23 protein-coding genes are annotated in these 25,879 nt (G+C 69.1%); 13 read left to right on the top strand and 10 right to left on the bottom strand.

Features of this window, described 5'->3' with window-relative positions:
* Window positions 1-3: 3 nt before the first annotated feature.
* A complete protein-coding gene (locus TPAU_RS09185; protein ID WP_013126481.1) occupies window positions 4-1,488 on the top strand; it encodes a DUF7782 domain-containing protein in 1,485 nt (494 codons plus the stop codon).
* A 111-nt stretch (window positions 1,489-1,599) separates the two neighbouring features.
* The gene (locus tag TPAU_RS09180) at window positions 1,600-2,592 is read left to right on the top strand and encodes a sigma-70 family RNA polymerase sigma factor (protein ID WP_013126480.1); all 993 of its coding nucleotides are present in this window, start codon (window positions 1,600-1,602) and stop codon (window positions 2,590-2,592) included.
* Between the two features lie 40 nt (window positions 2,593-2,632).
* On the opposite strand, the gene TPAU_RS09175 is transcribed toward TPAU_RS09180, so the two are convergent.
* Entirely contained in the window at window positions 2,633-5,344 is a 2,712-nt protein-coding gene (locus tag TPAU_RS09175; RefSeq protein ID WP_013126479.1) for a bifunctional acetate--CoA ligase family protein/GNAT family N-acetyltransferase, read from the bottom strand.
* Window positions 5,337-6,569: an acetoin utilization protein AcuC gene (locus TPAU_RS09170; RefSeq protein WP_013126478.1), complete on the bottom strand. Its 1,233-nt coding sequence runs from the start codon at window positions 6,567-6,569 to the stop codon at window positions 5,337-5,339. Before TPAU_RS09170 ends, TPAU_RS09175 begins: the two co-directional genes overlap by 8 nt.
* A 197-nt stretch (window positions 6,570-6,766) precedes the next feature.
* Here TPAU_RS09170 and TPAU_RS09165 point away from each other — a divergent pair, with 197 nt between their 5' ends.
* Window positions 6,767-7,450, top strand: coding sequence for an iron-dependent transcriptional repressor DtxR (locus tag TPAU_RS09165; protein WP_013126477.1), 684 nt, complete (start codon window positions 6,767-6,769; stop codon window positions 7,448-7,450).
* A 6-nt stretch (window positions 7,451-7,456) separates the two neighbouring features.
* Entirely contained in the window at window positions 7,457-8,440 is a 984-nt protein-coding gene (gene galE, locus TPAU_RS09160) for a UDP-glucose 4-epimerase GalE (protein ID WP_013126476.1), read from the top strand.
* A gap of 22 nt (window positions 8,441-8,462) precedes the next feature.
* Here the strand turns inward: galE and TPAU_RS09155 are convergent, their stop codons facing one another.
* Complete coding sequence (locus tag TPAU_RS09155) at window positions 8,463-9,524, bottom strand: DUF4192 domain-containing protein (RefSeq protein WP_013126475.1); 1,062 nt, start codon at window positions 9,522-9,524, stop codon at window positions 8,463-8,465.
* Window positions 9,525-9,775: 251 nt separating this feature from the next.
* On the opposite strand from TPAU_RS09155, the gene TPAU_RS09150 reads away from it, so the two are divergent.
* Window positions 9,776-11,665 (top strand): APC family permease, encoded by a 1,890-nt coding sequence (locus TPAU_RS09150; RefSeq protein WP_218022134.1) that lies wholly within the window; start codon window positions 9,776-9,778, stop codon window positions 11,663-11,665.
* Between the two features lie 6 nt (window positions 11,666-11,671).
* On the opposite strand, the gene TPAU_RS09145 is transcribed toward TPAU_RS09150, so the two are convergent.
* A complete protein-coding gene (locus TPAU_RS09145; protein ID WP_013126473.1) occupies window positions 11,672-12,484 on the bottom strand; it encodes an alpha/beta fold hydrolase in 813 nt (270 codons plus the stop codon).
* A gap of 57 nt (window positions 12,485-12,541) precedes the next feature.
* On the opposite strand from TPAU_RS09145, the gene TPAU_RS09140 reads away from it, so the two are divergent.
* The 6 genes from TPAU_RS09140 to TPAU_RS09115 all read left to right on the top strand — a co-directional run bounded on the left by TPAU_RS09140 (window position 12,542) and on the right by TPAU_RS09115 (window position 19,905).
* Window positions 12,542-12,967, top strand: a complete 426-nt coding sequence (locus tag TPAU_RS09140) for a MarR family winged helix-turn-helix transcriptional regulator (RefSeq protein ID WP_013126472.1) — start codon at window positions 12,542-12,544, stop codon at window positions 12,965-12,967.
* A gap of 103 nt (window positions 12,968-13,070) precedes the next feature.
* Window positions 13,071-14,006 carry a proteasome assembly chaperone family protein gene (locus tag TPAU_RS09135; RefSeq protein WP_013126471.1) on the top strand — a complete coding sequence of 312 codons (936 nt, stop codon included), beginning with the start codon at window positions 13,071-13,073 and terminating at the stop codon, window positions 14,004-14,006.
* Entirely contained in the window at window positions 14,003-14,932 is a 930-nt protein-coding gene (locus TPAU_RS09130) for an alpha/beta fold hydrolase (RefSeq protein ID WP_013126470.1), read from the top strand. Before TPAU_RS09135 ends, TPAU_RS09130 begins: the two co-directional genes overlap by 4 nt.
* A gap of 71 nt (window positions 14,933-15,003) precedes the next feature.
* Window positions 15,004-15,972: an alpha/beta fold hydrolase gene (locus TPAU_RS09125; RefSeq protein ID WP_013126469.1), complete on the top strand. Its 969-nt coding sequence runs from the start codon at window positions 15,004-15,006 to the stop codon at window positions 15,970-15,972.
* Window positions 15,973-16,061: 89 nt separating this feature from the next.
* Window positions 16,062-17,399 (top strand): flavin monoamine oxidase family protein, encoded by a 1,338-nt coding sequence (locus TPAU_RS09120; RefSeq protein WP_013126468.1) that lies wholly within the window; start codon window positions 16,062-16,064, stop codon window positions 17,397-17,399.
* Window positions 17,400-17,409: 10 nt separating this feature from the next.
* Window positions 17,410-19,905, top strand: coding sequence for a DEAD/DEAH box helicase (locus tag TPAU_RS09115; RefSeq protein WP_013126467.1), 2,496 nt, complete (start codon window positions 17,410-17,412; stop codon window positions 19,903-19,905).
* A gap of 1 nt (window position 19,906) precedes the next feature.
* Here the strand turns inward: TPAU_RS09115 and TPAU_RS09110 are convergent, their stop codons facing one another.
* Both TPAU_RS09110 and TPAU_RS09105 read right to left on the bottom strand, forming a co-directional pair.
* Entirely contained in the window at window positions 19,907-20,368 is a 462-nt protein-coding gene (locus tag TPAU_RS09110; RefSeq protein ID WP_013126466.1) for an SRPBCC family protein, read from the bottom strand.
* Between the two features lie 46 nt (window positions 20,369-20,414).
* A complete protein-coding gene (locus tag TPAU_RS09105; RefSeq protein ID WP_013126465.1) occupies window positions 20,415-20,801 on the bottom strand; it encodes a DUF5997 family protein in 387 nt (128 codons plus the stop codon).
* Window positions 20,802-20,830: 29 nt separating this feature from the next.
* Between TPAU_RS09105 and TPAU_RS09100 the strand changes: the two genes are divergently transcribed.
* Entirely contained in the window at window positions 20,831-21,571 is a 741-nt protein-coding gene (locus tag TPAU_RS09100; protein ID WP_013126464.1) for a LysR family substrate-binding domain-containing protein, read from the top strand.
* Here TPAU_RS09100 and TPAU_RS09095 read toward each other — a convergent pair.
* The gene (locus tag TPAU_RS09095) at window positions 21,568-22,137 is read right to left on the bottom strand and encodes a cysteine hydrolase family protein (protein ID WP_013126463.1); all 570 of its coding nucleotides are present in this window, start codon (window positions 22,135-22,137) and stop codon (window positions 21,568-21,570) included. The genes TPAU_RS09100 and TPAU_RS09095 overlap by 4 nt on opposite strands.
* 24 nt (window positions 22,138-22,161) lie before the next feature.
* Window positions 22,162-23,076 (bottom strand): hydrogen peroxide-inducible genes activator, encoded by a 915-nt coding sequence (locus TPAU_RS09090; RefSeq protein WP_013126462.1) that lies wholly within the window; start codon window positions 23,074-23,076, stop codon window positions 22,162-22,164.
* 79 nt (window positions 23,077-23,155) lie between these two features.
* Between TPAU_RS09090 and TPAU_RS09085 the strand changes: the two genes are divergently transcribed.
* Entirely contained in the window at window positions 23,156-23,821 is a 666-nt protein-coding gene (locus TPAU_RS09085; protein WP_013126461.1) for a hypothetical protein, read from the top strand.
* 76 nt (window positions 23,822-23,897) lie between these two features.
* Here TPAU_RS09085 and TPAU_RS09080 read toward each other — a convergent pair whose 3' ends face one another.
* A complete protein-coding gene (locus TPAU_RS09080; RefSeq protein ID WP_013126460.1) occupies window positions 23,898-25,535 on the bottom strand; it encodes a solute symporter family protein in 1,638 nt (545 codons plus the stop codon).
* Entirely contained in the window at window positions 25,532-25,879 is a 348-nt protein-coding gene (locus tag TPAU_RS09075) for a DUF485 domain-containing protein (protein ID WP_013126459.1), read from the bottom strand. The genes TPAU_RS09080 and TPAU_RS09075 overlap by 4 nt, the downstream gene beginning before the upstream one ends.

Below are 25,879 nucleotides of genomic sequence, written 5' to 3'. Positions count from 1 at the left end.
GCGATGCGCTTGTCTCCCACGCTTGTACCCGTGTGCCATCGGCTCGGGCCGGTGCTCGCCGCGGCGGACTTCTCCGAGGCCGCTGTCCGTACCCTGCTCGGCGACGAGGTGTTCGGCTGCCTGTCCCGCGGTGAGCCCGGACCGGTCGAGGCGGCCGCCGCGGGCGATGCGCCGCTCCCCGTTCTGATCCGGCTGTTCCTCGCCGCCGCGCCCGTCGAGCGATCCCGGGCCGGCCGGGTGTTGACACCGGTCACCGTCGACGAGGCGATCGAGGCGGGCCTGCTCGAGATCGACCCCGACGACCCGTCGGCGGTCCGGTCCGCCCTCGGGCTGCGTCCCCTGGACCCGCCCGCGGGCGGTACGCAGTGGTTCCTCTCCGATCTGGACGGATTGATGCGCCCGCATCCACAGGATCGTGAGCACGTGCTCGGTGTGGGCCACGCCTCGCAGTCGCTGCTGCGAGCGACGCCCCGCGAACCAGCGGGATCAGTCCTCGATCTGGGCACCGGCTGCGGGGTGCACGCCTGCGGTGCGGCGCGGTTCGCCGACCGGGTGGTGGCGACCGATATCAGCGACCGGGCCGCGGGATTCGCCGCTGCCTCCGCGGCGCTCAACGGTGTCGAGGTGGACGTGCGGACCGGCGATTGGTTCGCACCGGTCGCGGGTGAACGATTCGATCTGCTGCTCGCCAACCCGCCTTTCGTCGTGGGCGAAGGTCGCGTCGACCACACCTACCGCGATTCCGGTCTCGATCTCGACGGTGCGACCGAGCTGGTGGTCCGGTCCGCACCGGCGCACCTGGCGCCGGGCGGCACCGCGGCGCTGCTCGGCGCCTGGGTGCATCGCGATGACCAGGCCTGGCAGACGCGGGTCGCGTCCTGGCTGCCCTCCGAGGGGATCGCCGCATGGGTGCTCCAGCGCGACGTCGCCGATCCGGCACTGTACGTGGGCACGTGGCTCCGCGATGAGGGGCTCAATCCGCGCGTCGGCGAAGGCCGGGCGAAATCGGACCGCTGGCTCGCACACCTCGACGCGGCCGGTGTGACGGGGATCGGATTCGGGTTCGTCCTGCTGCGCGCGATCGACGGCCCATCGGAGGTGGTGTGCGAGGAGCTCACGCAGCCGTTCGACGATCCGCTCGGCGAGGAAGTGCCCGGACACTTCGCGCGAATGGCGTGGCTCCGCGACGCCGACCTGGGTGCGGCGCGCCCGCTGCTCGGCTCCGATGTCGCGCTGGAACGGGTATCGGTGTCCGGTGACGAGGGCTGGAACGAGGTCGCTGTCCGGGTGACCCGGATGTCCGGGCCGCGCTGGACCCACGAACTCGACGATGCGGGCGCCCGGCTCTTGGCCGGCTGTCTCGGCGGGCTCAGCACCGATGATCTGGTCGAGTTGCTCGAGGCGGCGACGGGCACGGACGGGCTCCGGGAACCCGCGCACCGGCTGCTGGCCGACCTGCACCGTCACGGCTTTGTCACATTTCTTTAAGCAACTTCTTAGATCGAGTCTGCGTTTACGCTGGTCAGAGCGGTGCGTCTCGGGAACTCTCCACGCCGGTCGTCCGTTGAACAGATGTACCGGCGATTAGGAGGAGCCACCATGGCACACCGCTTCAGCACCACAGCCCCCGCAGCCGAGCGTGTCCGGCCCGAGTTGACGGAGGCCGATCTCGACGCTCAGAGCCCCGCAGCAGATCTGGTGCGGGTGTACCTGAACGGCATCGGCCGCACCGCCCTGCTCACCGCGGAGGACGAGGTCGAATTGGCCAAGCGCATCGAGGCGGGGCTCTACGCCCAGCACCTGCTCGATACCAAGAAGCGGCTGTCGGCGTCGAAGAAGCGTGATCTGGCGTTCATCGTGCGCGACGGCCAGGCGGCCCGGCAGCACCTGCTGGAAGCCAACCTGCGCCTGGTGGTGTCGTTGGCCAAGCGCTACACCGGCCGCGGCATGCCGCTGCTGGACCTGATCCAGGAGGGCAACCTCGGACTCATCCGCGCGATGGAGAAGTTCGACTACGCCAAGGGATTCAAGTTCTCGACCTACGCCACCTGGTGGATCCGGCAGGCCATCACCCGCGGTATGGCCGACCAGTCGCGCACCATCCGGCTCCCCGTCCATCTCGTCGAGCAGGTCAACAAGCTGGCCCGCATCCGCCGTGAGCTGCATCAGCAGCTGGGCCGCGAAGCCACGGACGCCGAACTGGCCGCCGAGTCCGGCATTCCGGCGGAGAAGATCGCCGACCTGATGGACCACTCGCGCGACCCGGTGAGCCTGGACATGCCCGTCGGCTCGGACGAAGAGGCCCCGCTGGGCGACTTCATCGAGGATGCAGAGGCCGCGTCGGCCGAGTCCGCGGTGATCTCCACGCTCATGCACAGCGACGTCCGGTCGGTGCTCGCCACCCTGGACGAGCGGGAGCAGCAGGTGATCCGGCTGCGGTACGGTCTCGACGACGGTCAGCCGCGCACCCTCGACCAGATCGGCAAGCTGTTCGGCCTGTCCCGTGAGCGGGTGCGCCAGATCGAGCGCGAGGTCATGAGCAAGCTCCGCAACGGCGAGCGCGCCGACCGGTTGCGCGCCTACGCCAGCTAAGGCGTCACCGAAGAACCAGCACGATAGGGACCGCGTCGGCTTACAGCCGGCGCGGTTCCGCTTGTTGAGTGAGCATGTCGCTGGCGTGCCCGATACGGATCACCGACGACAACACCGCGGCGCCGTCGGTAGTGGCGAGGATCGGCTGGCAGTCGATCGATGTGATCTCCGGAATCTCATAGGCGAGGGCCGCGATGCGGGTCACGATGGCGATGAGCGCCGACCGGTCGACTCCCGCCTCACCGGCGAAACCTTCGAGTAGGGGCGCGGATTTCGTCGCGGTGAGCAGATCCTGGGCCGCCGCGTCGGTCAGCGGCAGCAGCCGATAGGCGCGGTCCCCCAGCAGCTCCGGCACGGCACCACTGAGCCCGAAGGACAGGAGCGGGCCGATCCGCGGATCGTTCTCGTACCCGACGGCGCAACCGATCCCCTTGTCCGCCATTCGCTGCACGTGCAGCAAGGTCTCACCGGTCGCACCGGCGAGCTCACCGAAAGCGTCGGCGACAGCCTGCGGTCCCGTGAGATCGAGGCGCACCGCGGCGAGGTCGGCGCGCAGGCGCCAGCGCTCTCCCATCGCCTTCACCGCCACCGGGTAACCGAGCCGGTCGGCAGCGGCCATGGCCTGCTCCGGCGTGGAGGCCACCTCGAAGGGGACCACCTCGACGCCGTACAGACGGAGGAGCTCGGTGCTGCGCTCGAAGTCCAGCGTGACGGGACCGGACCCGGAATCATTCGGCGGCAACCACTCCCGCACACGGGTGCGCGCGGTCTCGACGTCGGTACCGTCCGGGCGCGCGGTCTCGGAGATCGGCCGTGCCCGCCACTGGGCGTACCGCCAACCGTGTGCGAGCACCCGGGCGGCTCGCTCCGGCTCCGGGTAGGACGGGACCGAACCGCGCGTACGCACGCCCTCGGCGTCGGTGGCCGCGAGCAACTCGGTGACGCCGTCGAACGCGAGGAACGTCGACACGATCGGTTTGATCTGCTTGCGCGAGGCCTCCAGGAGCACCGCGGCGTGCGCCTCGGGCGGCGCCTCCACCGGCGGGACGAAGACCGCGATGATGGCGTCGACCGTGTCGTCGGCGAGGGCGGCGTCGATCGCGGCACCGAACTCCTGTGGGGTGGCGGCGGCGCCCAAGTCGACCGGCTGAGCCACGTCAAGTCCGGCACGGATCCCGGTATGGGTCGCGAGCACCCCCAGCGCGGTGGAATTGCCGATGACCGCCACCCGTGGACCGGTGGGCAACGGCTGGTAGCTGAAGAAGGTCGCGCAGTCGAACAGCTCGGGGATCGAATCGACCTGCACCACACCGGAGTTCTCGAACAAGGCATCCGATCCTCGTTGACGCCGGTCGGCATCGACGCCGCCGCGATGCACTGCCACGATCGGCTTCTGCCGAGCCAGCCGGCGCGCGATCCTGCCGAACTTACGGGGATTGCCGAAACTCTCCAGGTAGAGCAGCACCACTTCGGTGTCGTCGTCGGTGTCCCAGTACTGCAACACGTCGTTACCCGAGACATCGGCCCGGTTGCCGGCGGAGACAAAAGTGGTCAGTCCGACACCGCGTTTGGCGGCGGTGTCCAGGATGGCGATGCCGAGCGCACCGGACTGGCAGAAGAAGCCGACATTGCCGCGGCCCGGTACGACGGGGGCGAGCGTGGCGTTGAGCCGCACCTCCCGGTCGGTGTTGACCACGCCGAGCGCATTCGGCCCGATCAACCGCATCCCGTGCGAGCGCACCGCTTTGAGCAGCCGTCGTTCGGATTCCTTGCCACGGCCACCGGCGTCGGAGAAGCCGGACGAGACCACCAGCAGGGTCCGCACCTCCTTGGCGAGGCAGTCGTCGAGTACCTGCCCCATATTGTCCGCGGGCACGGCGACCACGGCGAGATCCACCCGATCGGGGATATCGCGCACCGACTCGTAGGCACGGATCCCCGCCACCGAGCGGCGTTCGGGGTGCACCGGATAGACCGGCCCCGCGAAGTCGCCGGCGATGATGTTGCGCAGCACCGCGTGGCCGACCTTTCCCGGTGTGGCGGAGGCGCCGATCACGGCGATCGACGTGGGCCGCAACGCATTGCTGACGCTGCGCGCCTCGGACGCCAGTTCGCGGGCGTTACGGACGGCGACCAGCGCCTCGGTGGGGTCGATGCCGAATTCGACGTGCACGACGCTGCCGTCGAAGCTGCGCCGTAGCTCGTAGCCCGCGGCCTTGAAGACGTTGACCATGTACCGGTTCTCGGCCAGCACCTCGGCCTCGAACCGGTGGAAGCCGTTCTCGGCGGCGGCACCCGCGAGATGTTCGAGCAGGATCGGACCCAGCCCGCGGCCCTGGTGCTCGTCGGCGACCACGAAGGCCACCTCCGCGGAGGTCGGCTTACCGGAGTCGGCGAGACCCTCGTACAGACCGACGGCGATGATCTTGCCGCCGAGGATGGCGAGCAGGCACACGCGTTGCTCGTGATCGACGGTGGTCATCCGCGCGACATCGCGCGGCGGCATCACGGGATACGGGCCGAAGTAGCGTAGGTACCGGGTGCGCTCGGAGAGGCCGCCGTGGAATTCGACCATGGCGTCGGCGTCGTCGGGCACCACGGGACGCAGGTGCACCACGCCGCCGTCGGAGGCGAGCACATCGGCCACCCAGTGCGCGGGGAACTCGTACGGACCCGACGGCGCCTGTGCGCCCGGCGCCGGGAAGGGATCGGTCGAGGGCCCAGACGGATGCAACGGCTGCTCGTCAGTCACGGGGATCCTCCGGGTCGAGTCCGTGCAGGGGGAAGACATCGGTACGTGCGCGGGCGATGAACCGGTCGGTGGCGGCGTCGATACCGCGCTCGGCCGGGTCGTGCGAGACGGGTTCCCACGGAGTGAATCCGACATCGCCGCTCTCACCCATGGTCTCCGGAAGCGGGCCGGGTTCGCCACCGAGGCGCTCGGCCGGGATCTGTGCGACGAGGTCCTTCCATGCGGCCGGGATGGGGGTGGCCGGGTCGACGTCCACGCCGACCACCGCCGCCAGCAGGTGGGTCCAGGTGCGCGGGACCACCGATACCAACTGGTACCCACCGCCGCCGACGGCGAGCCAGCGTCCGTCGCAGACCTCATCGGCCAGATCCCGCATCGCGAGGATCGCCGCCCGCTGACCGTCGACCGAGAGCGACAGATCGGTGAGCGGATCGGCGGCGTGCGAGTCGCAGCCGCACTGACTCACGATGAGCTGCGGCGCGAACTCGCGGACCACCGAGGGAACCACCGCGTGGAAGGCCCGCAACCACAGCGCGTCCGGGCTGAACGCGGGAACCGGCACGTTGACGGCAGTGCCGCGGGCCTCCGGTCCGCCCAGCTCCGATGGGTAGCCGGTGTTGGGCCACAGGTGCTGCGGGTCCTCGTGCACCGAGACGGTGAGCACCCGGGCGTCGTTCCAGAACGCGGCCTGCACCCCATCCCCGTGATGGGCGTCGACATCGATGTAGGCGATGCGGTCGTAGCCGTGGTCGAGCAACCAGGAGATGGCGATCGCGATGTCGTTGTAGACGCAGAACCCGGAGGCGTGGCTGCGCATCGCGTGGTGCATACCGCCCGCGATGTTGACGGCGCGCGTGGCGGTGCCGTCGGCGATCGCCTTGGCCCCGGAGAGCGTGGACCCGACGATCGACGCCGCCGCCTCGTGCATGTGCAGGAACACCGGGTTGTCGTCGTTGCCGAGACCGAACCCGGTGAGGTCGATGCGCGAGCGGCCGGATCCGGCGACCCGGACCGCGGCCTGATAGTCGTCGGTGTGCGCCCGGGCGAGATCGGCCACGTCGAACCCGCGCGGTGCCACCACCTCGGCACCGTCGATCACGCCGAGCATCCGGGCCAGCTCCATCGTCAGGCGCAGCCGCACGGGGTCCATCGGGTGCGATTGGGAGAAGCGGTAATCGAGGACCGAGGGATCCCACACCACCTGGGAGTCGGGGAACCGTGCCATGCTTCGACCCTATCGGCGTGGCCATCCGGACATACGGCTTTGTCCCGCATGCGACGCAGCACACGTGGGCCCGGCCACGGCTCCGGACCGAAGGGAATATCTCCGCATGATGACACGTCTAAGTTAGGTAACCTTTAGTCGAAGGGAATGGCGTTGCGTCTCCGTTAAGCTGATCGCGACGAGAAGGAGCTGGATTCGTGAACGATCTGGTGGACACCACCGAGATGTACCTGCGCACCATCTACGAACTCGAAGAAGAGGGCGTGGTGCCGCTGCGCGCACGCATCGCGGAGCGGCTCGACCAGAGCGGGCCGACCGTGTCGCAGACCGTGCAGCGAATGGAGCGCGACGGACTGGTCCGTGTCGCGGGCGACCGTCACCTGGAACTCAGCGACAAGGGTCGCGCGCTCGCCATCGCCGTGATGCGCAAGCACCGGCTGGCCGAGCGACTGCTGGTCGACGTGATCGGCCTGCAGTGGGAGAACGTGCACGCCGAGGCGTGCCGCTGGGAGCACGTGATGAGCGAGGACGTCGAACGGCGCCTGCTCGAGGTGCTCGGCAACCCCACCACCTCGCCCTACGGCAACCCGATCCCGGGCCTGGGCGAACTCGGTGTGTCGATCGGCAACGAGCCCACCCGCCCCGCACGGCTGACGGACCTCCCGCAGGGCGGTCCCACCGCAGTGGTGATCAAGCGGCTGGCCGAGCACGTGCAGGCGGACAACGATCTGATCAGTCGCTTCCGGGAGGCGGGCGTCGTGCCCGATGCCCGCGTCGCGGTGACCGTCCAGCGCGGATCCGTGGTGATCTCCGTGGCGGGCCACGAGGACTTCGAACTGTCGGACGAAATGGCGCACGCCGTGTTCGCCGAGGCGGTGTAGGGCTCGATGCGACTTCTGGTGACCGGCGGCGCCGGCTACGTGGGCAGCGTGTGTACCCAGGTTCTGCTGGAGCAGGGCCACGACGTGACCGTGCTCGACGATCTCAGTACCGGCAATCGCGAGGCGGTACCCGCTGGGGCGACCTTCGTCGAGGGTGATGTCGCGACGGCGGCACGCCAGATCCTGGCCGACGGCGAGTTCGACGGCGTCCTGCACTTCGCCGCGAAATCCCTCGTGGGCGAGTCGGTCACGCATCCGCATAAGTACTGGCAGGGCAACGTGGTGACCACGCTGTCGCTGCTCGACGCGATGCTCGCAGCCGGGGTGCCGCGCCTGGTGTTCTCGTCCACCGCCGCTACCTACGGTGAGCCGGAGTCGGTCCCCATTACCGAGGACGCGCGCACCGCGCCGACGAACACCTACGGCGCTACCAAACTCGCCATCGACGCCGCGATCACCTCGTACGCCACCGCGTACGGGCTCGCCGCCGTCTCGCTGCGGTACTTCAACGTGGCCGGCAGCTATGCGGGCATCGGCGAGAACCGCGAGGTGGAGACCCACCTCATCCCGCTGGTGCTGCAGACCGCCCTCGGCCAGCGCGCCGATATCGCCGTCTTCGGCGCCGACTACCCCACCGCGGACGGCACCGCGGTGCGCGACTACGTGCACGTCAAGGATCTGGCCGATGCCCACCTGCTGGCCCTCGACCATGCCCGCACCGGTGCGCACGACATCTTCAATCTGGGGTCCGGCGAAGGCTTCTCGGTGCGACAGGTGATCGACACCTGTCGCGAGGTGACGGGCCTCGAGATCCCCGAAGTCGCCGCTGATCGGCGTGCGGGCGATCCCGCCGTGCTCGTCGCCTCCTCACGCAAGGCGCACGACGAGCTGGGCTGGCGCCCCGCGCACACGGAGCTGCGCGGTATCGTCTCCGACGCCTGGGACTTCACGCAGGCGCTCGGCGACCGGGCACACGCCGCGCGTCGCTGACCTCGCAGTCCCGCGCGAATCATCACCCCGCCAAAGGGAATTCGGTATCCCTCGGTGGCATGGTGATGCCCAGCCTCGCCGCGACCCGCTCCCCTGACTCCGCGGCCGCGCTCACGGCGCGCGGGCTGATCCCGTTCTCGAATGCCGCCGCGAGCAACCGGGCGGCCCGGTAGCCGGGATCGGCGGCAAGCGCGGCATCCAGCGCGATCCCGGTGAGCGGACCGTCGCCGCGGGCATAGGCCGAGGCGGCGACCAGGAGAGCGGCGGCGGCCCGCGGCGTACCCCGCAGACGCCGTGCGAGTTCGGCGAACATCTCGAGCGCATCGTCGGCGACGACGGACAGGCTCAGGCTCAGCGCGGCGTCGCGGACGTTCACATCGAGCAGGGCGCCGCCGAGTACGGCGACGTCCGCGTCACCCAGCGGCTCCGGCCGCGACCCCACCTGCAGTACCGCCGCGACCACGGCGCCCAGCAGCTCGGCCGGGTCCCGGTCGGATACATTGCTCGCCGCCGCCAGGCAGTCGGCGCGGCCGATTCCGCGCCCTGCGGCGGCGAGCAACGCCACGAGTTCGGTCCGCGACGCCCGCACCGGGCGGCCTTCCAGGGCGGCCGCCAGCGCGACCGGCGAGGTGGCGGGGTCGGTCACGGCGCCGCTCTCGCCGTGCCGGCAGAGCCACCGCGCACCGTCGGCGATGGCGCTGACGAAGAAGAGATCGGCCAGCACCACCTCGGCTCCGAGCGTGGGTTCGGCGCTCACCACGGTCTCCAGGCAGTCCACGAGCGCCGGGACCGCCTTGGTCAATCGCCGGTCGTCGACCACCAGAGCGTAGAGCCGATCGGCGCCCTGCCTACGCAGCAAACCGACCGCTTGACCGAGATGCCGCCGACAGTCCACCCTCAGCGTGCCCGCCCGAGTGAGACCGAGATCGGTGCGGGCGGTCGCTCCGATCCTCCCGGTCACGTCGTCGTGCACCAGCAGGACCACGGATCGTTCCGGGACGAACCCGAGCAGGGCCGGCACCGCGGCGATCAGCTCGCCGACGTCGTCGATGGGCAGGGCGTGGGTGCTGCGCTGGGTCGTCATGGTCGAAGACTGGCCGAGCGGGCCGACCCGACGAGGGTAGGTGCGCCGCACCATCCCCAGGGATGCGTACGAAACCTCGGCGACGGCCGCGCTCGTCCACAGCCTCCGACCTGGGGTCACGCCGGAACCCGGCCGTTCCGGACACCGACGCGCCACAGCCCCGACGCGTGCCCCGAACGAGGTCTACTGTGTACCGCGTGATTGGCCTACCCCGGTTCTCGGACCGCACCCGCGACTGGTTCCTCAGCGGCATGTCCGAACGCGCCGGCACCCACGTCGGCCCGCACGCCTCGGACAGCGATCATCCGCAGCCGTGGTGGAAGGTCATGTGTCTGACCGGCGTCGACTATTTCTCCACGCTGGGCTACCAGCCGGCCATCGCCTTCATCGCCGCCGGCGTCATCTCCCCCATCGCCACCCTGGTGCTCATCGCGCTCACTCTGCTCGGCGCGCTCCCGGTGTACAAGCGTGTGGCCCGCGAGAGCCCGAACGGGGCGGGGTCGCTCGCCATGTTCGAGCGGCTGCTGCCCTGGTGGGGCGGCAAGCTGTTCGTTCTCGTACTGCTGGGATTCGCCGCCACCGACTTCATCATCACCATCACGCTCTCGTCGTCGGACGCCGCCGAGCACATCGTCGAGAACCCGTTGGCGCCACAGTTCCTCCAGGGCGCGAACATCCCGATCACCCTGCTGTTGGTACTGGCACTGGGTCTGGTGTTCCTCAAGGGCTTCCGGGAGGCCATCGGCACCGCGGTGCTCCTGGTCACGGTGTACCTCTCACTCAACGTGGTCGTGATCCTGGTGTCGCTGTGGCACATCGTCGAACGACCGCAGTTCGTGCTGGACTGGCAGAACCTGCTGTGGGCCGAGAACTCGAATCCGCTGATGGTGGTGGCGGTCGCTCTGATCGTGTTCCCGAAACTCGCGCTCGGCCTGTCCGGCTTCGAGACCGGTGTCGCCGTGATGCCTCAGATCAAGGGCGATCCCAACGACCCGCCCGAATACCCGGCCAAGCGAATCCGGGACACCGGGCGGCTGCTCACCACCGCCGCGGTGATCATGAGCGTGCTGCTCGCGACGTCGAGCTTCGCGACCACGCTGCTGATTCCCGCGGAGGAGTTCGGTCCGGAGGGAGCGGCGAACGGTCGCGCGCTGGCCTACCTCGCGCACGACTACCTGGGCAACACCTTCGGCACCGTGTACGACATCTCGACCGTGGCGATCCTGTGGTTCGCGGGGGCGTCCGCGATGGCGGGCCTGCTCAACCTGGTGCCCCGCTACCTGCCCCGATACGGCATGGCCCCGCGCTGGGCCTCGGCGGTACGCCCCCTGGTCGTCGTGCTCACCGTGATCGCACTGGTGATCGTGCTGATCTTCGAGGCGGACGTGAATGCGCAGGGCGGCGCGTATGCGACCGGTGTGTTGGTGTTGATGACCTCCGCCGCGGTGGCCGTCACGATCTCCGCGCGACGCAAACGGCAGACCGCACAAACCTGGATGTTCGGTCTCATCGCGGCCGTGTTCGTGTACACCACCATCGACAACATCATCGAGCGGCCCGATGGCGTGCGGATCGCCGCGCTGTTCATCCTGGCGATCGCCGTGGTGTCGATCGGCTCCCGCGTGCGGCGCTCGTTCGAGCTGCGCGCATCGTCGATCAGCTTCGACGACAAGGCCCTGGAATTCATCCGCGACGACGCGCAGGCCCAGCACGCGATCCGCATCGTGGCCCACGAGCCCGACGTGGACACCAAGAAGGAGTACCGGGACAAGGTACGCGCCGAGCGCAAATTCGGGCACATCCCCGGCCGGTCCCGGGTGATCCTGCTCGAAGTGTGGCCGCGGGACTCGTCGGACTTCGAGCAGGATCTCGAGGTGCGCGGCATCGAGAAATTCGGATACCGCCTGCTCAAGGTGCGCTCGGGCAACATCGCCAACACGATTGCGGCGGTGCTGCTCTACATCCGCGACGAGACGGGCGTGGTGCCCGAGGTCTATTTCCAGTGGTCCGAGATGAATCCCGTGCTCAACATGGGCAAGTATCTCGTCGAGGGCACGGGCGAGGTGGCCGCGGTCTGTCACGAGGTGCTCCGGCAGGCCGAGCACGACGCGAAGCGCCGACCGACGGTCCACGTGTCCTGACCAGACTCAGGGCCGATAGGCGAACGGCAGTTCGTGGTGGGCGACGGGCAGGCTGGTGACCGTCATCCACGGGTAGCGCTGGGCGATCGCACGCACCAGGCGCGGACCGTCGTGGGACTTGCTGCGCTCACCGACGACGACGGTGACGCCGCCGGAGACCTCGCGCAGCGCATCCAGGCGATCCGCGGCCGGTCTGCGCGGAACGAGCCGTAGGAGCGCAGTGCGCGGACCGTCGGCGAGGGCGTCCGACAGCCGGCCGAACGCCGCCGACGGGGGCCAATGCCCGTCGGTCTCCCACTCGGCGTACGCGCGCTGCCGGCGCGCGGACGGAGCGAGCAAGAGCGGGACGGCGCGCAGGACGGTGCTCGGGCGCATCCGGCAGAACACATCGGTGGGGTCGAGCAGGGTGATCGCCGCCGGGACGCCCGGGCGGCGGAGCGCGTAGTCGACCGCGAGCTGGGCCCCGAAGGAGTGCCCGACGAGCGCGGGCGCGGACACATCGAGCGCGTCGAGCACCTCGTCGATCCAGTCGGCCCACTGATCGCGACTGCGTAGACCCCGCGGTTGGCTGCCACCGCCGTCGCCCGGCAGATCGGGGGCGATCACGCGATGGTCCCGTGCCAGGGCGGAGGCGGTGGCGTACCAGGAGGCCGCCGTCGCACCCCCGCCCGGGAGGCACACGATCGGCGGCGCGGCGGGGTGTCCGCAGAGCACCACATGGGTGCGGGCCAGGGCCCCGTCGAGGATGCGACGCTCGACGGGTACGCCGAAGTCCTCCAGAACGGCGCGGTACGCCCGTTCGATGGCGTCGTTATTCACGCTTTCCTCTCGATCATCGAAATACTTGATTGACAAACTACCTGCTATCGTCGGCGGATGAGCCGGAACGAACACCTGATCCATGCGCTGCGCGACGCCGCGCTGCGCTGGAACCGGGAGATCGCCGCGTTCGGCCGGGTGAACGATCTCGGGGAGACCGATATCCGGGCCCTGATCGCGCTGCTCGATCTGGAACGCGCACACACGGCCGCCACTCCCGGCGCCCTCGCCGCACAGCTGGGCCTGAGTTCGGCGGCGTGCACCGCCCTCGTCGACCGGCTGGTGGCATCATCGCTGGTGGAGCGCGCACCCGACGCTGCGGACCGGCGCCGGGTCCGTTTGGTTGTGACGGACTCCGCCCGGCGCCTCGGCGAGGACTTCTTCGCCGGATTCCTCGGCCCGCTGCGTTCCGCCGCGGCGGGGCTCGACGCCGAGGAGGCCGCTGCGGTCCAGCGTTTTCTCGCCGCGGCGGTTCAGCCGTGAGCAGAAACACCCCGGCCCGGGGAATCGACACACCACGCGAAGGGTTGTCTCACGTGAAAAGCTGGTGGGACCCCGCACGGGGCGCACGGTAGGAGGTTTCGGGATGGACGAGCAGTCGCACATGTACGAGCTGGAGTTCCCCGGCCCGGCGGTCTCGGACACGGACGGCAACGGGCCGGTGCTCGTGCACGCCCTGGACGGCTACGCCGACGCCGGTCACGCCCTCAAGCTGCTCCGCGAACACCTCACGTCGAACCTGACCACCGAACTGGTGGCGTCCTTCGATGTGGATGAGTTGATCGACTACCGCTCACGACGGCCCATGATGACCTTCGAGGACCGGTTCACCGGCGTCGAGGAACCCCAGTTGAACCTGTACGCGGTGCGGGACAGCGCGGGTAAGCCCTTCCTTCTGCTCGCCGGCGCCGAGCCCGACCTGCGCTGGGAGGGTTTCGTCAGCGCGGTCGCGGGGCTCGCCGAGCGATTCGGCGTCAAGACCGTCGTGGGCCTGCACGCGATTCCGATGGCCGTCCCGCACACCCGCCCGGTATCGGTGACCGGCCACGGCTCGAACCCCGACCTGCGCAAGAACCTGCGTTCCTGGGACGGCGCCATGCGCATCCCCGGGAGCGCCGCGGGCATGCTCGAATTGCGCATGGCCGATAAGGGCTACGACACCGTCGGCCTGTCCGTGCACGTACCGCACTACCTCGCGCAGAACGACTACCCCGAGGCGGTTCTCGGCATGCTCGGCGCGCTGCGCAGCACCGTCGACCTGCAACTGCCCGATGGCGAGCTCCCGGCCGAGGCAGCCGAGCTGCGCGAGCAGATCGACGCCCAGGTCTCTTCCAGCGCCGAGATCACGCAGGTGGTCGAGGCCTTGGAGCATCAGTACGACGAGGCGACGCACGCCGCCCAGCCGCGTGAGCTGCTCATTGCCGACGGCGAAGCCATTCCCACAGGCGACGACCTGGCCAGCGAGTTCGAGGCCTTCCTCGCCGAGCAGGCGGGCGACGAGGGCGACGAGTCCGCTTCGTGACCGCCGTGCAGCGGCGGGTAGCGCTGATCCACGGTTACCGCCGCGCCTATCGGATCGGTGGCGACGGGCCCGCGCTGCTGCTGATCCATGGCATGGCGGACAATTCGTCGACGTTCGAGCCGATTCTGGAGCGGCTCGCCGAGCGGTACACGGTGATCGCGCCGGACCTGCTCGGTCACGGCGACTCCGACCGTCCGCGCGCCGACTACTCGCTCCCGGCGTTCACCAACGCCATGCGCGATCTGCTGCTCTATCTCGGCATCGATCGCGCCACTGTAGTGGGGCATTCGCTCGGCGGCGGTATAGCCGGACAGTTCACCTACCAGTACCCGGAGGTGGTCGAGCGGTTGGTGTTCGTCAACACCGGGGGCGTCACCCGGTCGGTCTCTCCCGTACTGCGAGCCGCGTCTGTACCGCTGTCCGAGATCGCCATCCGCGCAATGGCCATACCCGGCGCCCTGCCGGTGGCCAATGCCGCACTGACGATGCTCGGCAAGGTGCCGCACCGGGCGTTCGTCGACAACGCCGAATGCGCCCGCGTGCTCGCCGGACTACCGCACGCGGGCACTCCCCGCGCCTTCACCCGGACGCTGCGCGCCGTGGTCGATCCGCGCGGCCAAGTGGTCACCATGCTCGATCGCAGCTACCTCGGTGCCGACGTGCCCGCCCTCGTGGTGTGGGGCGCCGACGATCCGATCATCCCGGTCGAGCACGCGCACCTGTTACACGCCACCCTGCCGGCCTCGCGCCTGGAGATCTTCGACGGTGCCGGCCACTTCCCGTTCCGGGCCCAGCCGGACCGCTTCGTCGACGTGCTGCTGAACTTCCTGGACACCACCGAACCCGCGCACCTGACCCGCGACGACCTCCAGTCCGCGCTGCGCCGCGACCGCGACCTCGACGCCGAGATCGAAACCACCGCGTAACAACCGGCATTTCCTGCGGTAACGCCACGCCCCGACACTGGGTCCACCAGCGACCGTGCCGAGGAGGAGTCATGAGTCCCGAGGTTCTGCCCTTCCGGTCCCGTCCCTACGCGCCGGAACTGCGCTTCGCCGAGATCCATGGACACCAGCGCGCCTACCGCATGGGCGGCAGCGGTCCCGTCGTCCTGCTACTGCACGGCATCGCCGACAACTCGCTGGTGTGGGAACAGGTGATGGTCCAGCTCACCGACCGGTACACGGTGATCGCGCCGGACCTCCTGGGGCACGGCCTCTCCGACCGTCCCCGCGCCGACTACTCGGTGGCGGCGTTCGCGAACGGGATGCGCGATCTGCTCTGCTATCTCGGCGTCGATCGCGCGTCGGTGGTGGGCCACTCCCTCGGCGGTGGTGTCGCCGGACAGTTCGCCTACCAGTTCCCCGACATGGTCGAGCGGCTCGTCTTCGTCGCCCCCGGCGGCGTCGATCATGACGTCTCGCCTCTGCTTCGACTGCTGTCGTTGCCGTTCTCGGAGCAGGTGGTCGCACTGACCGCTCTCCCCGGCGCGAAGCAGATACTCGGTGCCGCGCTCGACGTGGCCGCTGCGCTCCCGGTCCCGGCGCGGGCCGATCTCGTACAGCTACGTCTCGCACTCGATCGGATGCCGAACACCGCCTCACCCCACGCCTTCGCGCGCACCCTCCGGTCCGTGGTCGACCTGCGTGGGCAAGTGGTGACGATGCGCGACCGCTGCTATCTCACTGCCGAGGTGCCCACCCTGGTCGCTCGGGGCACAGATGATTCGATCATTCCGGCCGCGCACGCCGAAGTGCTCCGGGCGACGCTGCCCGCGGCCACGGTCACCCTGTTCGAGGGGGTCGGGCACTTCCCCATGATGGAGGCGCCCGAGCGCTTCCTCGAGGTGCTCACCGGATTCCTCACCTCGACCGAGCCGGCCCGCCTGGTTCGCACGCACCTGCGCGACGGGCTCCGCTCGGCGGCCGGCGTGCGGATGCCGGAGCCGGCGCAGGAGCTGGGCTAGCGGGAAATACTCATTGCGGACTTCGGGTGCCCGCGCTACCGTAAATTCAGTCAGTTGACCGACTGAGTTCTACGGCACCAGGAGCCCGCATGCAGCAGCCGACCAGTACCACCGTTGCGGTGATCGGCGCGGGCCTGTCCGGGCTCATCGCGGCCCGCGATCTGCACCGTCGCGGTGTCGACGTGCTCGTCATCGAGGCGGCCCACCGGGTGGGCGGCCGCGCTCTGTCGGAGACCACCGGCCTCGGCACCCGAGTCGACCTGGGCGGTCAATGGATCGGCCACAATCACCGCCGAATCGCCGCGCTGGCTGATGAGATCGGCGCGACCCGCTTCCGCATGCGCAGCGGCCGACTCCCGGCGATGTACCACCGATCCCGCCGGCTCGGCCCGATCTCCGTGCTCGCCGCCGCACCCGCGCTTCTCGTCACCGAGGCGCTCTCGCGAATCGGCCACACCGAACGATGGAACTCCATCACCCTGGCATCCTGCCTACGCCGAATTCCCGGCGAGACCACTCGGCGGCTGCTCGAGCTACTCGCGACAACCAGCTGGACGGCAGACCTCGATCTCCTCTCGGTCCACGCCGCCGCACGGATGACCCGCCACCAGGGCGGACTCCTCACCATGCTGGGCACCCGCGGTGGGGCACAGGACACGCTCGTCGCAGAAGGCATGGGCACGCTGGTCGACGCGATCGCTGACGAGCTCGGCCCGCGAGTCTGGACGGGCACCCGGGTCACCGGTATCACCCGCACCGGAGACGACGTCGTGGTGCACACTGCGTCGGGTGAGGTGCGGGCGGCCCGAGCGATTGTCACAGTGCCCCCACCCATGGCGGCGGCGATCGACTTCGAACCGAAGCTCCCGGCGAAGCGCGAGGCGCTGATCCGCACCACCTACATGGGCATCGTCTACAAGGCCATCGCCGTGTACGAGCGACCCTTCTGGCGGGACCGGGGTGCGGGCGACGTGCTCGTGCTCGACCCACCTGCGCGCGCCGTGTTCGACACCAGCCCGCCCGGCGGTCGCGGTCACCTGTGTTTCCTGGTGGGCGGGCCGAAGGCACGTGAGCTCGACGACCTCGATGCCGACACCCGCCGGTCGATCCTCCTCGAGCCGCTCGTCCAGCACGCCGGCAGCGAGGTCCTCGCACCCTCCGGTTGGCACGAGAAATCCTGGCACCTCGATGAGTTCGTCGGCGGCGCCTATCTAGCGCTGCCGTCGCCCGGCACAGTCGAGGGCCTAGCTCCGATCGATGCGAGCCCGATCGACGCCCTGCACTGGGCGGGTACCGAGTCGGCGCACGAACATCCCGGCTACCTCGACGGTGCCATCGAGTCCGGCGAACGAGCCGCCGCTGAGGTGTTGGCGGCGCTGACCGCCCGCGGTACGGCGGGCGGGAAGTCCGAGATCGAGGGGCCGTAGAGTTGCGGGAGTGAACCTCTCCGACCTCCTCCCCGCCGATCCGACGGCGGACGCGTGCTTCGAGGCGTTCACCGACTGGACCACCGACCGGGGCATCGAGCTGTACCCCGCCCAGGAGGAGGCCCTGATCGCCGCCTGCTCCGGGGCGAACGTGATCGTGGCGACACCCACCGGGTCCGGAAAGTCCCTGGTGGCCATGGGCGCACAGTTCGCCGCCCTCGCGCAGGGGCGCCGCACGTACTACACCGCCCCGATCAAGGCCTTGGTCAGCGAGAAGTTCTTCGCCCTGTGTGAGGTCTTCGGCACCGCCAACGTGGGCATGGTGACCGGCGACGCGGCCGTGAACCCGGACGCCCCGATCGTGTGCGCGACGGCCGAGATCGTGGCGAACCTCGCACTGCGCCAGGGCGCCGACTCCGATATCGCCCAGGTGGTCATGGACGAGTTCCACTTCTACTCCGAGCCGGACCGCGGCTGGGCGTGGCAGGTGCCGCTCATCGAACTGCCGCGCGCGCAGTTCGTACTGATGTCCGCGACATTGGGCGACACGTCCTTCTTCGAGGACGATCTCACGCGCCGCACCGGACGCGAGACGGTCTTGGTCGCCGGTGCAGAACGTCCCGTCCCGCTCCACTTCTCGTACTCCACGATGCCGATCCAGGATCAGATCGTTGAGCTCGTGACCACCCACCAGGCCCCCGTGTACGTGGTGCATTTCACCCAGCAGGCCGCGGCCGAACGCGCACAGGCCTTGATGTCGCTACCACTGTGCTCGAAGGAGCGGAAGGCCGCGATCGCCGAAGCGCTCGGCGACTTCCAGTTCACCACCGGGTTCGGCAAGACCCTGTCGCGGTTGATCCGCTCCGGCGTGGGCGTGCATCACGCCGGCATGCTCCCCCGTTATCGGCGGCTGGTCGAGAAACTGGCACAGGACGGCCTGCTCACGGTGATCTGCGGAACCGACACCCTGGGCGTCGGAATCAACGTGCCGATCCGCACCGTCTACCTGACCGGGCTCACCAAGTACGACGGCACCCGCACCCGGCACCTGCGGGCCCGCGAATTCCACCAGATCGCCGGCCGCGCAGGGCGCGCGGGCTTCGACACCCTGGGCACGGTGGTCGTCGCGGCACCGGAGCACGAAATCGAGAATGCCAGGCTGGAGGCGAAAGCCGCCGGGGATCCGAAGAAGCTCAAGAAGATCCAGCGCAAGAAGCCCCCGGAGGGGTTCGTGTCCTGGGGTAAGCCGACCTTCGACAAGCTCGTCGCCGCCGATCCGGAGCCTCTGGTGTCCCGCTTCGCCGTGACGAACTCCCTGCTGCTCAACGTGATCGCCCGACCCCAGCCGTGCTTCGATTCGATGCGACATCTCCTCGAGGACAACCACGAGACGCGGCGCAATCAACTGCGACACATCCGCACGGCGATCACGCTCTACCGCGGGCTCGAAGCGGGCGGCGTGGTCGAGCGGCACGGTGAACCGGACGAGTTCGGCCGGTACGCGCGGCTCACCGTCGACCTGCAACCCGACTTCGCCCTCAATCAGCCGCTGGCGCCGTTCGCACTCGCGGCGCTGGAACTGCTCGACCCCGAATCGCCCGAATACGCGCTGGACGTGATCTCCGTGATCGAGTCGGTGCTCGACGATCCGCGGACAGTGCTGCGCGCGCAACAGAATGCGGCCCGCGGAGCGGCGGTCGCGGAGATGAAGGCAGACGGCATCGATTACGACGAGCGGATGGCGCTGTTGGAGGATGTCACCTATCCGAAGCCGCTCGACGAGCTGCTGGTGCCGGCGTTCGCGACCTATGCCGCCGGGCATGCCTGGGTGACACAGTTCGAGCTCTCGCCGAAGTCGGTAGTGCGCGAGATGATCGAGCGGGCGATGACCTTCAACGACTTCGTCTCGCGCTACCAGCTCGGGCGCTCCGAGGGCGCCGTACTGCGCTACCTCTCCGACGCCTACCGCACGCTGCGGCACACCGTGCCCGAGAACGCCCGCACCGCCGAACTGGAGGACTACATCGCGTGGCTGGGCGCGCTGGTGCGGTACGTCGATAGCTCACTCGTCGACGAGTGGGAGGAGATGACCTCGCCGGACCCACTGCGCGCGCACGTGGAGGCGCCCGAACTCACCCGGTCGGTCTCGCTCACCGACGATGCGCGCGCGTTCACGGTGATGGTGCGCAATGCGATGTTCCGGCGCGTGCAGTTGGTCGCCGAGGAGGAGTACGACCTACTCGACGCAATGGACCCCGGCGTGGACTGGTACGCGGCCTTCGACGATTACTACGAGGAGTACGACGATATCGACACGGGTCCGGGCGCTCGTGGGCCGCACCTGTTCTCGCTCGATACCTCGCTCCCGCGAGCCTGGAAAGTGCGGCAGACCATCGCCGATCCGAACGGCGATCACGGCTGGGCGATCACCGCGACCGTCGACCTTCCCGCGTCCGACGAACGCGGTGACGTGGTGCTGGCGGACGTAGCGGTGGTCGCGGGCTGAATCAGCCCTGCAGGTGTCGGTCGAGGGAGGCGAGGGACTCGTCGAGGAACTCGGACGGGAAAGGTGGCATGCCACCGATCTGGTCGCGGAAGGCCTGCGGGGTGTCGGTCCAGTCGTAGGTCAGCGTGACGTCGGTGCCGTGTGCGGCCGGGGCCAGGTCGTAGCGCCACCACCAGCCGCCCTGTTGCCACCTGCCGTCCTGCGTGGTTCCGGGGAGCCAACCGATGGTCCGGTCCGGGACGAAATCGGTGACCTTGTTCTCCATGACGTAATCACCGCCGGCCTGGTCGAGATACATGTTCACGGAGAACATCTGGCCCACATGGTCGATCGGGGTGGGGTCGACGGCGCCCCGGACCCAGGTGCCGGGTTCGGTGTACTGGTGCCGGTCGGGGTCGGTGAGGACGGCGAAGACCTGGTCGGGGCTCGCGGACACGGTGCGGGTGGCGACGTAGCGTTCCATGTTCACACCGTACACATGAGGGCGTGGCGGCCGCGCCGGTTCGGCGTTATTCGCCCCGGGCGCGCTCGGCGTGGAGCGACTTCACGCGCCGCTCCTCGCGCAGCACCTGCTGATAGGTGTCGCGCTCGACGACCAACCAGTCCGGCTTCTCCGCCAGCAACGCCTCGATCTGCTCCGTGGTCAGGGCGTCGTCCACACCACCACGGGCGAGCCCGGAGATCGAGACGCCCAGTTTCGCGGCAACGAGATTCTTCGGGTGCGGGCCGTTCTTGCGAAGCTCCTGCAACCACTGCGGCGGATCCGCCTGGAGGGCCGCGAGCTGGTCGCGGGTGATGCTGCCGTCCTGGAACTCGGCGGGCGTGGCCGGGAGGTACACGTCCAGCTTCTTCGCCGCGGTCGCGGGTTTCATGGACTGCGCGTTGGGCCTGCTCATACCCCCAGCCTATCGGTAGCCTGGCACCCGTGACCTCGCCATCGCTGCGCGTGGGCTACGTGCCCGGCGCCACTCCCGCCAAATGGGTGCGCATCTGGGATGAACGCCACCCGGACACCCCACTGGAGCTGGTGCCCGTCGACAGTGCGGCTGCCGCGGACGCTGTGCGCGCCGGCGCAGTGGATGTAGCCCTCATGCGGTTACCGTCCGAGACGTCGGGACTCGCGGTGATCCCGCTGTACGAGGAAGTGACGGTGGTGGTGGTCCCGAAGGACCATGTGATCACCGCGGTCGATGAGATCGCCGCCGCCGACCTCGATGACGAACAGGTCCTCGTTCCCCACGACGACACGCTCGCCTGGGCGGACGCACCGGGTGCGCCGGTCGCGCACCGTCCGGACACCACAGCGGACGCCATCGAACTGGTGGCTGCGGGCACGGGTGTCCTCCTCGTGCCGCAGTCCCTGGCCCGGCTGCATCACCGCAAGGACCTCACCTACCGCCCGCTCACCGACGCGCCGCCCGCACCGGTCGTGCTGGCCGCCGCCGAGGGCGTGCAGTCCGATGAGGTCGCCGAGTTCATCGGCGTGGTGCGCGGCCGCCGGGCCGGATCGTCGCGCGGGAAGGCCGAGCCCGCGCCGAAGCGCAGTGCTCGCGAGAAGACGCTCGCAAAACAGGCCGCGCGAGCCGCCGCCGGAAAGCGGGTCGGCGGGAAGGCGACGGGCAAACCCGGCCGCACCGGAGGTCCCGCCCGACGGGGACGGCGCTAGGCCAGCGCGTCGACCCATTCGTCGACGGTGACGACCTCGGCCTGCCGCGGGAACACCTTGCGCATGAGCACCCGGTGCACCTCGGGGTCATGGTCGGCGCACGCATCGAACAGCACGGTCAGCCGGTAGTCGAGATCGGCGGCGTAGCGCACGGTGGAGAGCACCACACCGCTGGTGCTGATGCCCGCGAGCACGAGCCCATCGGCACGGAGCCCGCGCAGCACGGCGTCGAGATCGCTCCCGCTGAACGCGCCGAACCTGCGCTTGGTCACCACCGGCTCGCCCGGAAGGGGCGCAACCTCGGTGACGATGGCGGTGAGGGGCGAAGCCTCGGTCATCGAGTCGCCGCCCTCCCGGATCGGGGCGAAGGCCTGGTTGTTCGGAGAGATCTCGGGATAGTCCGGACGGAACGCCACGCGCACGTGCACCACGGGCAGGCCGTGGTCGCGGGCGGCACTGAGTGCCCGCTCGGCATTGCCTAGTGCCGTCGCTCCGGCGCGTTCGGCACCGTCGACGATGCCACGCTGGAAGTCCATGAGAAGCAGTACCGGACGATCGAAAGCCATGCCGCCAGGTTAGCCCCGGCCCGCTCAGCCCGCCGCGGCGGCGCGAGCGATTTCGGCGAGCGTGGCGAAGCCCTCGGTCTTCGCTGTGGAAGCCCGGTACACGAGGCCGATCCGCCGGCCCGGCTTCGGGGAGGCGAATCTCGCGGTGGCCAAATCGGTTCCACGTAACTCCACGCCGACGGCGGGCTCGGGCAATAGAGTCACGCCGAGGCCGCCGGAGACGCATTGCACGATCGTGGCGAGCGAAGCCGCCCGGGTGTCGCCGATGACTCCGACCCCGGCCTCGGCCTGCCGACACAGGTCGAGCGCCTGATCACGCAGGCAGTGCCCCTCGTCGAGAAGGAGCAGCGGGAGCCCGGTGAGATCGTCGGGGCCCAGATCGGTGCGACCGGCCAGCGGATGCTCCGGCGGCACCACGAGGACGAATTCCTCGTCGTAGAGCGGGATCTCGGTCAGCCCTGAGTTGAGAGCCGGCAGCGCGAGGATCGCTGCGTCGATGCGGCCCGCGCGCAGCGACTCGAGCAGTCGTGCGGTCTGGTCCTCGACGACGGTCACCGTGAGGTCGTCGACCTCGGATCGCAGCTTCGGGAGCAGCGCCGGGAGCCGGTACGGCGCGACCGTGGGGATCAGGCCCAACCGCAACGTACCGCGGAGCTCGCCGGTGAGCCCGGCGGCCGAGCTGACCAGCTCGGCCGCCGACGAGACGATGCCGGATGTCTGCTCCAGCAGCGACATTCCCGCCTCGGTGATGAGCACCTTGCGGGTACTGCGCTCGACGAGCTGCACACCGAGCCCGGACTCCAGGGACGACAACGCCTGCGACAACGAGGGCTGGCTCACGCCGAGCTTCGCCGCCGCGGTACCGAAATGCCGTGACCGCGCGACGGCGACGAAGGCACGCAACTGGGCGAGGGTCGGCTGGTACGGCTGATCGGACATACCTATCAGTCTAGTCCCGTTGATCACCGGAACGCGGCTGCGGCGCTGTAGGGTCCCTTCCGGGAAGGGGAGGAATGAGATGAGGGCCGCACGGCTGGTGTTCCGCATCGCGGGGCTGCTGATCCTTTTGGTGGGCGGTCTCGCCGCCGCCACCGCGGGGACTCCGCGCGACGCGACGTACGCCGATTTCGCGGCGGCCCTCGATCGCGGCGAGGTCGTCCAGGTGATCCCCGATCGGTGGTCCGACGGGACCGTCTCGACGGGCGACTGGTCGACAGGGCCGTTCCAGTGGCGCTCCGGACAGGTCACCGAGGACGGTAGGACTCCCGCGGCGGACTTCCGCACGCAGATGTCCGACCGCGGCGTCGACATCGAGACGCTCGACCAGGACTCCTGGATCCAGTGGCCCTTCGGCATCCCCACATGGTTCGGCATGCTCGTGGCATCGGTATGGGCGCTGACCTTCCTGACCATGCTCGCCTCGCGTCCCCGCTATGGCAACCGATGGGCGTGGTTCTGGCTGTTCACCATCGGCCAGATCGGCGCACCGCTGTACCTGCTGATCGAACCGAATCCGCTGTGGCGGGCGGTCCGCGGCGAGGACCCGGCCCCGATCACCGACGAGGATCCCGGGCGGGTTCGGTGGACGGGCCTGCAGGGCTGTCTCGGCTCGATCCTCACCGGCATGGGCGCGGCGATGCTCGCCGCCGTCGTCGGCTGGGCGGTCAACTCGCTCCTGGCCTGACGGCACCGTCATACCAGGAAGACGACGCCCGCCCCCGCGATCCGGGGACGGGCACCGTGTTCGACCGAGGGCTACGTCAGTGATCGATCGCCTTCTCCACGCCGACGCCGGTCAGTGATCGCACCTCCATCTCAACGGCCTTATCGGCGAGGTCGGTATCGGGTTTGCCGAAGATCGTGCCCAGGATCGCGAGACCGAAGCCGATCGGGATGGACACCAGGCCCGGATTCTCCAGCGGGAACCAGGCGAAGTCGGCGTTCTTGAACATCGAGGTCGATTTCCCGGACACGGCCGGCGAGAAGATGATCAGGCCGATCGCGGAGATCAGGCCGCCGTACATCGACAGCAGCGCTCCGGTGGTGTTGAAGCGGCGCCAGAACAGGGAGAACAGGATCGTGGGCAGATTGGCCGAGGCCGCCACCGCGAAGGCCAGAGCCACCAGGAAGGCGATGTTCTGCCCCATCGCGCCGATGCCCAGGATGATCGAGACGATGCCGATCACCACCACGGTGATCCGAGAGACCCGCACCTGCGACTCGGGCGTGGCCTGGCCGTGCTTGATGACGCCGTTGTAGATGTCGTGCGCGAGACTTGCCGACGCGGTGATCGCGAGGCCGGCGACGACGGCGAGGATCGTGGCGAACGCGACCGCCGAGATCACCGCCATGAGGATCGTGCCCCCCAGTGAGAACGCGAGCAGCGGTGCCGCCGAGTTCACGCCGCCCGGTGCCGTGGTGATCACATCGGAGCCGACGTAGGCCGCGGCACCGAAACCCAGCACCAGGGTGAAGATGTAGAAGGCGCCGATCAGGCCGATGGCCCAGGTGACGGAGCGCCGCGCCTCCTTGGCGGTAGGCACGGTGTAGAAGCGCATCAGCACGTGCGGCAGGCCTGCTGTGCCGAGCACCAGCGCCAGTGCCAGGGAGATGAAGTCGAGCTTGGTGGTCTCGGTCTTGCCGTATTTGAGGCCGGGCTCGATGATCTTCTGCCCCGAGGCACTGCCGTCGATGGCCTTCTGCAACAGATCGGAGAAGTTGCCCTTCACCGCCGCGAGCACCATGAGCGTCATGAGCAGCGCGCCGCCGACCAGCAGGACGGCCTTGACCATCTGCACGTAGGTGGTGCCCTTCATACCGCCCACCAGCACGTACACAATCATCAGGATGCCGACGACGGCGACCACCACGGCCTGTCCGGTGGTCCCCTTGATGTTGAGCAACAGCGACACCAGGCCACCCGCACCCGCCATCTGAGCGATCAGATAGAACAGCGACACGGTGAGCGTGGCCAGGGCGGCCGCCATCCGCACGGGACGCTGCCGCAATCGGAAGCTGAGCACATCGGCCATCGTGAACTTGCCGACGTTACGCAGCCGCTCGGCCACGAGCAGCAGCGCGACGAGCCAGGCCACGAGGAATCCGATCGAGTAGAGGAAGCCGTCGTAGCCCTGGATCGCGATGGCGCCGCAGATGCCCAGGAAACTGGCCGCGGAGAGGTAGTCACCGGCGATGGCGAAGCCGTTCTGCGGGCCCGTGAACGAGGCTCCGCCGGTGTAGAAGTCGGTGGCCTTCTTGGTGGTGCGGCTGGCCCGGATCACCAGGCCCATGGTGACGCCGATGAACAGCAGGAAGATGACGATATTGAGGGTGGTGGAGCCGATCTGCTGGCCCGGCTCGATGGTCCTCGGCTCGTACCCCGCGAGGAGTGCGGTCATCCCTGGTCACCCCCGACGCTCTTGAGCTCGGCCTCGATCTCCTCGCGCAAGGCGGTCGCGGGCGGGTCGATCTCGGTGTTCGCGAACCGCACGTAGGCCCAGGTGATCCCGAAGGTCGTGACGAACTGCAACAGCCCGACCACCAGGGCCACATTGATGTTGCCCCACAGCTTCTGGCTCATGAAGTCCGTCGCGTAGGTGGCCAGCAACACGTAGGCCAGATACCAGGTCAGGAACGCCACCGAAACCGGGATGACGAACCTCGCCAGGCGGCGACGGAGGTCGTGGAATTCCTTGCTGTCGTATGCGCGCTGATAGACCGCGGCCGTATCGTCCTCGTTCAC

It is taken from the genome of Tsukamurella paurometabola DSM 20162, from assembly GCF_000092225.1.
Classification (GTDB): Bacteria; Actinomycetota; Actinomycetes; order Mycobacteriales; family Mycobacteriaceae; genus Tsukamurella; species Tsukamurella paurometabola.
This window is presented reverse-complemented; position numbering and strand designations above follow the sequence as displayed.